Below are 12,598 nucleotides of genomic sequence, written 5' to 3'. Positions count from 1 at the left end.
ATTATACCACTGATTAAATTAATAATAGTGATTTTTATGTTATTTTATAGAAAGAAAAAGTGATGAAAAAAAGTTTATTGAGTCAATTAGAAAATAAAATCTCCCTAGAAATGGTAGTCTCCTTCACATTAACGATGTATCTGATTCAAGAGTTAGTCTTCTATAACATCTTAAGTGGAGATATTTTTTATGTTTCCGTTTTATTGACCTTTCTAGGTCTGATTCTAGGATTATTAAGCACCTCCTTTATGTTATTGTCTTCCAGTATCATTGTCATATTTTTGGGGGCGTTTCTCTTATTTTTTGAGCCAATTATCATGCCGACAAATTTTAAGTTATTTTTAATCGTTGTGATTCCCGTTTATGCTACAATCGCATATTATATGAAAAAGTCGGTTTATATTAGAAAATTATTATCTTTCCGTGAAGATGACATTAGAGGATACCTCAAATATAGAGATCCATTGACAGGTTATCGTACAGTAGAGTCTTTTTTCAGTAAATATCCAGAATTTATTTCCAGCCTTTCTAATGTGAATCATGCGGATTCTCGAGTCGTTGTTGCAAGTCTTTTCTATGTTGATTTTTATGATCAATACTTTTATAGAAGCAAAGAATCAACGGATCAGCTCATTCGAGACATGGGAAAAGTTTTGCTAGACAAGCGAAATCCAGAAGAACTTTTCTTTTATATGAAAAAAGGAGCGTTTGTTGTCCTTTCCATCATTTATGATAATGAGCAAGAGCGAAAAAGCATTTTAGATAGAAATAAAATCACAAAAGAGAGTCTCAACACACTATTTTTTAAAACAAATATCGTACAAGGCATTACGATTAGACAAAGTGAATGTTTCATCACACGAAAAACAACGTTAACAGCAGATCAAGTCCTTCATTATTTATATCGAAGAGCTGAGACAGATTTGGCAGTAGAGTACATTTAGGAGCACCAATGGAAAATTTATTCAGCTTTTTTATTAATTTTAGCGAAATCATCACGATACTTTTTGCAGTAGCCACACTGATTTTATTGATCTGTCTCATTATTATAAATATTCTAGTAAGTGCCAACTATAAAAGAAGGAGTGATTATGAGTGAAGTGACCGTAATTTTTGCACTGATATCGATTTGGATGTCTATTCTGATTACGCTTGTTATCTTATTCGGAGCGGTTGTAGCATTAATAAAAGGAATAAAAGATGTTTCTCCAATGAAAAAAGAAAAATTGGAGAAATACCCCAAAGTTACAATTGTTGTGCCAGCACACAATGAAGAATTAGTCATTCAAGACACCGTCACTGCTTTGATGGCACTAGATTATCCCAAAGAATCCTTAGAAATCAGAATCGTGGCAGATAATTGCTCAGATAAAACGTTTGAAGTGGCAAATGAAATAATCAAAAGAAATAAATCGAAAGCACTAGATATCAAAGTCATCAAACGAACAGGAAAAGGTGGGAAAGCTGGTGTGCTCAATGATATGCTCGCTAAAGCCACAGGAGAATGGATTTGCGTTTATGATGCGGACGCCATGCCACAAGAAGATGCACTTTACTTTTTAATTGCAAAATCTTTAGAGAATGAAAAAGATTTTGCAGCAGTCTTTGGAAGAAATAAAACAAGAAATTATCGTCAGAACTTTTTGACACGCTGCATCAACTTAGAAATTGTAACCACACAAAGAATCCATCACGTAGGACTTTGGAATTTATTTAAAATCGGAAGAATTCCAGGAACAAATTTTATCATAAAAACAGATTTTGTCAGATCAATCGGTGGATGGGACAATGGTGCATTAACTGAGGATACCGCAATTTCTTTCAAAATCATGCAGCAAAACAAATTAATAGCATTAGCCCCAAAATCAGAAGCATTCCAACAAGAACCAGAAAGTCTAAAAGCGTACTATTATCAAAGAAAACGATGGGCAAAAGGAAACTACGAAGTAATCCTAGAAAATTTTCATCATCTCTTTAATTTTAAAAGCAACTGGAGAATTAAGTTAGAAGTTCTTTATTACACGAGTACATTTTTTTGGTTTAACGCGGCGATTCTCGTCTCAAATTTTTTATTTGTTGTCAATTTAATTGCTCAAATCATCAAATTATTTATCCCACAAATGATCATCCCATTTGCATTTGCATCATCCAATAGAAAAATAGCAGCTCTCCTTTTAGTAAATTGGGCGCTCATGTTCTTTATTTATATCCTTCAAATTAACGTTGCATTAGTGAGCCAATACGGGCAAGCAACCACAATAAATTTGATCTATTCCATTGTTTCGTACTTTACTTATTCACAGCTCTTTATTGTAGTGGCAACAAGTGCATTCTTTTCTTTGATGTTTGATAAAATTTTCAAAAGAGATGGAACAAAATGGTATAAAACACAACGATTTTCAAACTAGAAAGTAAGAAAAATGTCGAAAAGTCTCATCAGAAAATATCTCTTTATAACTGCCATTATAATAGCGTATGTCGTCTTAATTATTTTTTCTATCTCTTCAAATAAAAAAAACTTACAAGCAACAACCTATAAAGCATGGTATAGAAATTATGTAATCCAATCCATAAAAGGAACTTATGTTAATACTGGAGATGAAGATCATCCTACTGCTTTATCAGAGAGTCAAGGTTATGGAATGGTGATAACAGCACTTGCTGCCCAAAAAGGATTTGCGAGTGAAGCACAATTTTCTCGCCTATTTAACTATTATAAAGATCATACGATCAGTGAAAATATACCATTGATGATGTGGAAACAACATGAAACCTCAAAGGGTTGGATATCTGTTGATAAAAATAATGCAACGGATGGAGATTTAGATATCGCTTATGCTTTAATTTTAGCACAGCGGCTTTGGCCAAATTCAGAATATCACTATGGAAAAGCGGCAGAAGCAATATTAAATGCAATAAAAAAATATAATTATAATCCAGAAACAGGACTTCTTACGGTCGGCAATTGGGCAACACCAAATGAAAAACAAAACAAACTTTTACGTCCCTCAGATATTATACCAACCTACTTTAATACATTTTCAAAATTTACCAACGATGATTTTTGGACTCAATTAGAAAAAAGATCCGCTTGGGCGATTTCAGAATTAAGTGACCAACACGCATCAGGATTGATTCCTGACTTTGCTTGGGTAAAAGGCAACCAAATAACCCCAGTAAAACCAAAAGAAATTTCAGGAAAGTACGATGGGGATTATTCGTATAATGCAGCTCGAATTCCATTAAGACTATCAGATTCTAAAGATAAAAAAGTAGAAAAAGCACTAAACAAAATGTTAACCTTTTTCCAAAAACAACCCGTTATCAGAGGCGGCTATACCTTGACTGGAAAAAAATTAGTTGATAATCAATCTGCTAGTTATTCAGCGCCAATTCTTTATGCCACAAACAACCAAAAAAACTACACGGGATTGTATGCTTCTCAGAGATGGGTTTTCGAACATCCGTTGAATGGAAAAGATTACTATGGCGACACCTTAAAAACAATGGTGTTACTTAAACTGTATTAAAAAGTGACGAATTTATAACTCTTGAGACTCTATTATTCATGATTCATAGCGGCCTTGATTAAAGATTGACCTAAATCAGAAATGAGATAAAAATGACAAAAAAAATAATGACTATTTTTGGGACAAGACCAGAAGCAATAAAAATGGCTCCGTTAATAAAAAAGATGGAAGAAGATGATCGCTTTCAATCAATAGTGGTCGTGACAGCACAACACAGACAAATGTTGGACCAAGTATTAGATATTTTCAAGATTAAACCTGATTACGACCTCAATATTATGAAAGATGGACAAACACTATCGGATATTACGACAAGAGTAATGAAAGAATTAAATGCAGTATTTATGCAAATCCGTCCAGATATTGTCCTTGTTCATGGGGATACAACAACAACGTTTGCGGCATCAATTGCAGCTTTTTACCACCAAATCCCAATTGGACATGTCGAAGCAGGATTAAGAACATGGAATAAATTATCTCCATTTCCTGAAGAGATGAATCGACAAGTGACAGACGTCCTTGCAGACTTATATTTTGCTCCGACTGAAAAAAGTAAAGAAAATCTCATCAAAGAAAATCATCCCGAAAATGCGATTTTCGTCACAGGAAATACAGCGATTGATGCAATGAACTATACAATCTCAAATCATTACTCAAACGAATTGTTAGAGCGCCTGAAAGGAAAAAGAATTGTATTAGTCACAATGCATCGGCGTGAAAATTTAGGAATTCCGATGGAAAATGTTTTCCGAGCAATCAATCGCATTGTTGAAAAATATAAAGATGTAGAAATTTTATTTCCGATCCATAAAAATCCCAAAGTACGTCAAATCGCACAGAAAATTCTAATTGAATCAGAGCAAATCCATTTGATTGAACCACTCGATGTGGTAGATTTTCAAAATTTTGCAAAACGGAGTTTCTTAATCATGACAGATTCTGGTGGGGTTCAAGAAGAAGCACCATCATTAGGCGTTCCAGTTTTGGTGTTAAGAGATACGACTGAACGTCCAGAAGGAGTTGAAGCTGGCACGCTCAAATTGGCAGGGACAGATGAAGAGAGTGTATTCATAGCAGCAAACACGTTGTTATCAGACGATAAGGAGTACAAAAAGATGTTAAAAGCATCAAATCCTTATGGTGATGGCCATGCAAGCGAGAGAATATTAGAAGTATTAGCTGCCCAAAAATAAGATTTCAAAATCATCCGATCAATAAAGACATTCAAAGGTCAAAAAACGAAAAATCATATGTAAAAAAGTGAACAGTGTTTCACTTTTTTTGCATATTTTATCACTTAAAACACGTTTTGCAATTCACTAAAATAAACAGAAAAAACAAAGTTTTTAAACTTTGTTTTACTTTGAATCGCGTTTTTATTTCAGTGCTTCAGCAAATAATTTTTTATTACTATCAATTTCACTTTGAGGAATCACCTTAATATTATTGACTGTTGAGGCGTGAAGGTTAAGCTTGCTTGTGTTTTGCAAAGCCTTATTATAATTTAGGACAATGGATTTAAATTCACCAAAATCAATATTTGTCCTGACAGTTTCAGTATAAGCATAGAGCAGCTGACGATAATAATTAACAGATTTTATTTTTTTAACATGAGCGACTTCTTGAAGATTGCTATAAAGTCCCATAGAAACATTTTGTATCCGAGTAATGGCAGCATTGATATCAGAATGATCAACTTTAGAAATATAAGCTTGCACTTGCTCAGCGGTCACAAGATGAATCGTTCCTTGCTTAAATTCATAGCCATTTGAAACAAAGGCTTTTGGATTTTGTAAACTAATGCCACCAGTTGCTTCAATAAACGTCCCAATCTTATCAATATTAACATTTACAACCTTATTAATATCAACTCCAAAAGTAGATTTAACGTATTGAATCACACCTTTTTCACCACCAGAAGCATAGATAGAATTGATGGTTTCTTGATTAGGAAGCACATCAGAAACTGGAATATTTAAAAATGTTGCCTGATTTGTTGCCTTGTTTGTAGCAGTAAGGACAGTCGCAAAACATGCTTTTTGATTATTTAACGTCCCTGTTTCAATTAAAAGCGTCGTAAAAGCATTAGATTTTTTAAGATCAGTAGCAGTAGTCAAAGGCATTTTTTCATAAGAACTCTTAAAAGTAGAGTTGACAGAACTATAAACACTGTAACCCACTGCACCCGCAACAACTAACAGCAAGACCACAATACCAAGAAAAATCTTGAGTCCCAAATGTTTTTTAAGATGATGATGTCGCTTTCCACTCGTATGATGATGGTGTCTTTTTTTATTCAAAGGAATATCCTTTCTATGATACAATTTTTATCCTTTAAATTATATCATAAATCAGTGTAAATAAATAATTAAATAGTTAATCTCTTTTCATTTCTACTAAAAAAGCACAAAAAAATCAAACACAATATTTCAAAATTAATTTATATGTAAAAAAAGAAAAATTAAATATTTAAAAGTAAAAAAATAGTGCATAAATAAATATTATTTGCTATAATGAAATGTGCGTAATTTTAAATGAAAATTAAAACATATTAGAAAGGAGAGATTAATGAAAAAGACGTTTAATATAGTTTTATTAATGATTTTGTTACTACACGTAGTTTCTGGTTTTTTGGGGAGCTCAAAAGTTATAGCAGAATCATTAGGCGAACCTCCAAAGCGTATTGAGTTGATCAATCAGGATAAGTTAAAAATTTCTTATACTGTCATTGAAAATAAAAATTCTTACACGTGGAATATCTCTTATCAGTTTGCTGATACTAAAGATGACTCTAAATTGAGTTTGAAATTTCAATTTGATCACGATCAAGCAATAGAAATTGAACAAGCACGAAATTTTACTGTAAAAGATGATAGTGTAGAAAGTTTAAAATTTTTAAAGACTGATAATGGAAACTTAAAAATTTCTTCAGGCAAGTCCATTTCTAAATTATTAGTGAAATTGGAATTGAGTTCACAAGTAGTGAATGAAGGACACGATTCAATCACACCGAACATTCTTAGTGACTCAGAGAGCAAAGCAAAAGATCTGTTGCAGTTTAAAAAGGAACTTCAAGATACGAAAGCTCCATCCGTATCTTCTGAACAATCGATTTCGAAAAGCACAGTGTCAAAGAGTGTTGGAAAAGCAACCCAAAATGAACCGTCAAATTCCAATTTACTTGCTGAATCCAAGGCAACAACAGCAACTTCAAATAATTTTGTAGTAAACAATCTCTTAACCTCAACACAATATACGAACGTTTCTCCAAGCTATGCAGATGATAATGGAAGTTATCCTTTACCAAGCTGGACACCAAGTGGTAATACAACAGTCATCAATCATCAAGGACGGATTTATGGATCAAATAATTGGGATGGTGTCAAGAGTTGGAATGGAGATCCTGGAAATAAAACAAACTCATATATTGAGTATGGCGCAGCAGGAGCCAATGCAGATTTTGCTATCCGAAAATATGCAAGAGAAACAACAACTAAAGGTCTCTATGATGTTTATCTTAATGTAAGAGGAAATGAACAAAAAACGATAAAACCTGTTGACATTGTACTCGTTGTAGATATGTCAGGATCAATGGAACCTTCGAATAATTCGACAAATAGTGACCGAGCAGGAGCAGTAAGAAGTGGAGTAGAAAATTTTTTAAAATCTATTCAAAATGCTGGCATTGGAAAATATGTGAATGTTGGGGTGGTAGGATTTTCAAGTCCTGGAGAAGGTGCAACAGGAAAAGCTGGTTACTTTACTATTCCAATCAATAATTTAGAAAATTCATCGCAAATTACAACGATAAATCAAAAGCTACAAACAACATTTTACGGAGGAACATTTACTCAACTCGGAATCCGAAAAGGTGCTGAAATGCTTAAAAATGATACAAGCAGTAATCCGAAAACGATGATTCTTTTAACAGATGGTGTTCCAACCTTCAGCTATGCAGTAAAAGAATCACAAAAAATTAACGGAGTGGTATATGGAACACAATTTGAAACAGATCGTATAGATAGTCCAGGAAACACTTCGCAATTTAATAATTATTGGAGTCCATCTCCATATTACGCTTCAGGCAATCTAATAAAGGATACATGGGCTGCTACATTAGGTGAATCAAATATCATTAAGCAAAATATTGAAATTCGAGCTCTAGGGATCCAATTGGGGATGGATGGGGGTGTAAACGGCTATCAGCAACCATACCTTACGCAGAGTCAAGTAAGAGATAAGATGAAGTTGTTGGCTTCCCCAAATCTGTATCAAGATGCAGATAGTGTATCGCAAGTTCAAAAATATTTAGAGGATCAAGCAAAAGATGTTGTGAGTAGTTTCAATACTGTTGTTAATGGCAGTATTTCTGATCCTTTAGGTTCTCAATTTAAATATAAAGATACAAAAGTAGAAGTTACAAGTGTTGGGGGAACACAGCTCACTAACTTACCGAGTGCTCAAATGTCTGAAAATCAGATTAACGTCTCCAATATTAATCTCGGTAAAGGACAGGAATTACAATTTCATTATCAAGTGCAACTCAATACTGAGACTAGTGATTTTGTACCAGAAAAATGGTACCAGATGAATGGACGGACGACCTTCACCCCGAATAGTAACAGTCCAAATAATAAAGTTGATTTTGCAATTCCATCTGCTAAAGGAGAAGGAACACAACTCAATTTAAAGAAAATTTGGGAAGAATATGATGGGGATAAATCTGGACGGCCCCAAAAAGTGACATTTGAAATAAAAAGAAGTGATACTACACTAAATAGTACTTGGACATCAGGATTTATTGATGTCTCAGGGACAAATGATACAGATACTTGGCAAAAGAATAATGTCACACAACTCTCTGCTAAAGCAGGAGATCCTCAAACGCTTTGGCTACCAAAATACAATACAAATGGACAAACCTTTACCTATTCGATCAAGAGTGAGTCTCGGGTTCCAGGGTACACGGCAACAGCACTTGACGAGACGACTTATAAAAACAGCAAGCAATTTGTTCCCTTCACACTGAAGATAAATAAAACAGATGATAATGGAAGAGGATTAGCAGGGGCTCAATTTAAGTTGACAGATTCCAATGGAAAAGAAATTATAGGATCGATTGATGCTTCTGGGGTACTTTTTACATATCAAAATCTTATTGCAGGACAGTACAGTTTGACGGAAGTAAAAGCACCGAGTGGATATGTACTTCTGAAAAATTCAATACTGATCACCGTCTTGCCAAATGGTAAAGTGGAAATTGATGGAAAAGCAGTTGTCTCAAATAATCATACGATAGCGCTAAACATCAAAAATCATCAGATAGGAACCCTTCCAACCACAGGAGGAAACGGTCCAATTGTTTATTGGATTGTTGGTAGTGCTTTATTGATTTTGTTTATTATTGTTGGAGCATATTATTTATTAATAATAAGGAAAAATTAAGATGATCTTTTATAGATTGATTTTGAAAGGAGATAGAGACACACCTTAAAACGAAGCACAATGTAAAAATCACTCACTCACTCACTCACTCAAAAATGGAGAATAAAATGAAAAAAGAAAAATTATTAAAATTAGTAATGACGTTATTGCTAGCGTTGATAGCTATTGTTGCCCCAATTTCATCTGCTTTTGCGGATGACACGATTGATGACTCTACAAAGGTTAATGTGACCTTAAATAAACTGATTTGGAATGATAATGCACCAACTGATTTCCAAAATACAGGTGCAAAAATGAACTTTGACGGTTCAGCTACACCATTAAATGGATCTGAATTTACGCTTTATGATGTTACAAGTCAATATTATAACTATATTGCTAATAAGAGCCAACAAGCAGCCATTAGCCAAATTCAAGCAGACGCAAGTCAAGTTGCTCCAAATGATGCAACAAAAATTGAATCAGTTACCACTGCTGGGCAAGGACAGGCTTTATTCAATGATTTGTCAGTAAAGAATAAATCAGGACAATATAACGTTTATCTTTTCCTTGAAACTAAAACCCCTGACAATATTACAGTTACAAAATTGTCAGCTCCTATTGTGTTGGCAATGCCGATTTACACTTTAGATAAACAACAACAACCTACTGACACACTAAATCAAGACATTCAACTTTATCCTAAAAACGTTACATCTAAAGATACAAAAGAATTTACAAATGTTGGATCATTTAGTAAGGTAACTGTTGGAGATCAGTCTTTTGCTAATGTGACAACAGGCGATGTTTTAAACTATACTTTGACCGTTAACATTCCTGCTAATATTGGTGATGCAAATGCTGTTAATAAATATTCGATTTTTGATAAACCATCTGATGGACTTGCACTCGTTAACAATACAGTGACTGTGGGAAGTTTGACTGCGGGAAATGGAACTTCAGGGGATTATGATATTGCTTATGTAAATGGTGGATTCACGGTTAATTTACATCTGAACAGTGATAATGTTAAAGCATTGGCTGGTAAAAAAATACAATTAACTTATAATATGAAATTGACGGCAGATGTGAATCCGGATAATTTACAAAGTAACAAAGCGAGTGTCCAAATTAATAATTCGCCTGAACAACAAATCACCCCTCCAACTCCTGTAGGTACTGGTGGTTACAAATTTATCAAAAAGGATGCTCAAACTGGAAAAAACTTATCTGGGGCAGAGTTTGTCGTGGCTAATAGTGATCAATCAAAATTTGCAAAATTTAGTGGTCAAAACTCAAAAGGTGAATATGTCTTTGATTCGTGGGTCTCAAAAGATCAAGCAACAAAAATTGTTTCTGGAAATGATGGATCATTCAATGTAATTGGACTTACAAATGGGGATTACGTACTTAATGAAACTAAAGCACCTTCAAATAACTACGTACAACTAAAAGATGGAACAATCAAATTTACGGTAGAACACGGAAAATATGGCAAATCTGAATTAGATGTTAAGAACACACCAAAAGGACTTCTTCCTTCTACAGGTGGCGCAGGAATCTATGGTTTCTTGATTCTTGGTGTGATTATGATGACTTCTGCCTTAGTTTGGTATAAAAAATCTAAAAAACAAGCATAAAATTTTTACAAAATAAATAAAGCTGGGGAAGAACCCAGTTTTATTTAATAAAAGATCGGTTCGGTAATGGTGATAAAAGGGGGAAATATGAAAAACGAAAAGTCTAAAAAAACAGGCGTCCATAAAACGATTGCTATAAAAATCATTATGGTCGTCTTATTCGTTTCTGGATTAATGACTTTTGCTTATCCTTTTTTATCGGATGCGATTAATGGTTTACATGATCAAGCAGTCATTGATAATTATAAGAAAGAGTATAATGACTTATCAAAACAAGAACAAGAAAATCGGCTAAATAAATTAAAAATAGAAAATAAAAAATTATTAGAGAATAATGAACTTACGAACATTCCGGGAATGGGAACAGTAAAAGATCCATTTGCTTCGGAATCAAAAAAATCAGAATTAGCAAATAAAGACAATGTAAAAAAGCATATCATAGGTGCGATTTTTATTCCCGCAATAAAGGTAAGCTTACCTTTATTTGATGAAACAAATGATGCATTTCTTGACGAAGGAGCAACAGTTTTACAAGGCAGCTCTTTTCCAATCGGAGGAATTGGAACGCACTCTGTTATTACGGGACATACTGGTGTGCCAGAAAAAAAGTTATTTACTGATCTGAATAAATTGAAAAAAGGGGACGTCTTTTATATTCAAGTTGAAGGAAAAAAACTGGCCTATCAAATTAATAATTTTAAAACCGTTTTGCCTAATGAGCTGGACAGTTTAAAAATTGATCGGCATCTTGATCAAGTGACTTTGGTTACTTGTACCCCTTATATGATTAATACGCATCGACTTTTAGTCACTGGATACAGAGTTCCTTATGTTGGAGAAAAATTGAATCAGCAAATCAATGCAACGAAGCAATACCAATTCAAACGGATCATGTTATATTCATTTTTATTGCTCGTTTTAGTTCTATTTATAATTTACATTTTTTGGAGGATATTATTTAAATCCAAAATAAGAGAATAGCATCTCTACTAAAAAGCCCTGAGGGGTTTTTTTGATGGTAAAGATGAGAAGTGATTTGTGTTATAATTAAAGCAAACACTGCAAGAAAAGAAATGAGTAAAAATGATAAAAAACTATGAATTGTCTGAAACAAAGAAGCTGGTATCAACAGATGAAATGAAAAATTTTACTTATGTTCTCAATCCGAATCGTGAGGAAATAGGGAGAGTTTCAAAATATTTTGATTTTCCTTTTGATTATTTGGGTGGGATTCTTGATGATTATGAGAATGCGCGGTTTGAAACGGATGAAAATGATAATAATTTGATTTTGTTACAATATCCTTCAGAATCTAACTATGGCGAGGTGGCGACTTTTCCTTATTCTTTGATTTGGACGAAAAATGAATCTGTTGTACTCGCTTTGAATCATGAGATTGAAAATACTGAAATTTTTGATCGAAATTATGACTTCAAACGCTATAAGCATCAATTGGTTTTTCAGATTATGTATCAATTGACACATGTGTTTCATATATACCTAAAGGATTTTAGAGCGAGAAGAAGAAAGTTAGAGGTTGGGATTAAAAATTCTACAAAAAATGATCAGATTGTGGATTTAATTGCAATTCAAGCGAGTTTGATTTATTTTGAAGATGCGTTATCCAATAATCGAAAGGTTATCCAAAAATTTATTGATTATTTGCGCAAGGAGGATGAGGATGGTTTTGCGGATAAAATCTATGATGTTTTTGTAGAAATGGATCAAGCTTACACTGAAACAAAAATTCAACTCAAATTACTTGAAAATTTACGTGATTTATTTTCAAATATCGTGAGTAATAATTTAAATATTGTCATGAAAATCATGACATCTGCGACATTTGTCTTAGGGATTCCTGCAGCAATTTTTGGATTTTATGGGATTAATGTGCCGATTCCAGGACAGACATTTCATTGGATGGTTTGGCTGATTTTAGTTGTGACAATTGTGGTCAGTGTTCTTGTGGTTAGATTGCTTCGCAAAAAAGATATGATTTGATAC

The 12,598-nt window shown here is 33.5% G+C and carries 9 protein-coding genes; 8 read left to right on the top strand and 1 reads right to left on the bottom strand.

From position 1 onward, the window contains the following. Positions 1-62: 62 nt before the first annotated feature. The 4 genes from GHI93_RS03415 to wecB all read left to right on the top strand — a co-directional run bounded on the left by GHI93_RS03415 (position 63) and on the right by wecB (position 4,723). Complete coding sequence (locus tag GHI93_RS03415; RefSeq protein ID WP_153495619.1) at positions 63-944, top strand: hypothetical protein; 882 nt, start codon at positions 63-65, stop codon at positions 942-944. Positions 945-1,091: 147 nt separating this feature from the next. Further along, positions 1,092-2,408, top strand: a complete 1,317-nt coding sequence (locus tag GHI93_RS03410; protein WP_153495617.1) for a glycosyltransferase family 2 protein — start codon at positions 1,092-1,094, stop codon at positions 2,406-2,408. 12 nt (positions 2,409-2,420) lie between these two features. Beyond that, a complete protein-coding gene (locus GHI93_RS03405; protein ID WP_153495615.1) occupies positions 2,421-3,530 on the top strand; it encodes a glycosyl hydrolase family 8 in 1,110 nt (369 codons plus the stop codon). 92 nt (positions 3,531-3,622) lie between these two features. Further along, positions 3,623-4,723, top strand: a complete 1,101-nt coding sequence (wecB, locus tag GHI93_RS03400; RefSeq protein WP_153495613.1) for a non-hydrolyzing UDP-N-acetylglucosamine 2-epimerase — start codon at positions 3,623-3,625, stop codon at positions 4,721-4,723. A gap of 183 nt (positions 4,724-4,906) precedes the next feature. Here wecB and GHI93_RS03395 read toward each other — a convergent pair whose 3' ends face one another. Continuing rightward, positions 4,907-5,830 carry an LCP family protein gene (locus GHI93_RS03395; protein ID WP_153495611.1) on the bottom strand — a complete coding sequence of 308 codons (924 nt, stop codon included), beginning with the start codon at positions 5,828-5,830 and terminating at the stop codon, positions 4,907-4,909. 268 nt (positions 5,831-6,098) lie between these two features. Here GHI93_RS03395 and GHI93_RS03390 point away from each other — a divergent pair, with 268 nt between their 5' ends. The 4 genes from GHI93_RS03390 to GHI93_RS03375 all read left to right on the top strand — a co-directional run bounded on the left by GHI93_RS03390 (position 6,099) and on the right by GHI93_RS03375 (position 12,595). Further along, on the top strand, positions 6,099-8,975 hold the full coding sequence (locus GHI93_RS03390; RefSeq protein WP_153495609.1) for a SpaA isopeptide-forming pilin-related protein: 2,877 nt from the start codon (positions 6,099-6,101) through the stop codon (positions 8,973-8,975). A 107-nt stretch (positions 8,976-9,082) separates the two neighbouring features. After that, a complete protein-coding gene (locus GHI93_RS03385) occupies positions 9,083-10,594 on the top strand; it encodes a SpaH/EbpB family LPXTG-anchored major pilin (RefSeq protein ID WP_246177007.1) in 1,512 nt (503 codons plus the stop codon). Between the two features lie 87 nt (positions 10,595-10,681). Beyond that, positions 10,682-11,575 carry a class C sortase gene (locus tag GHI93_RS03380; RefSeq protein ID WP_246177006.1) on the top strand — a complete coding sequence of 298 codons (894 nt, stop codon included), beginning with the start codon at positions 10,682-10,684 and terminating at the stop codon, positions 11,573-11,575. 102 nt (positions 11,576-11,677) lie between these two features. Beyond that, positions 11,678-12,595 (top strand): magnesium transporter CorA family protein, encoded by a 918-nt coding sequence (locus tag GHI93_RS03375; RefSeq protein WP_170272378.1) that lies wholly within the window; start codon positions 11,678-11,680, stop codon positions 12,593-12,595. The last annotated feature ends 3 nt before the right edge of the window (positions 12,596-12,598 follow it).

It is taken from the genome of Lactococcus hircilactis, assembly GCF_009601015.1.
In the GTDB taxonomy this organism is placed as follows: Bacteria; Bacillota; Bacilli; order Lactobacillales; family Streptococcaceae; genus Lactococcus; species Lactococcus hircilactis.
This window is presented reverse-complemented; position numbering and strand designations above follow the sequence as displayed.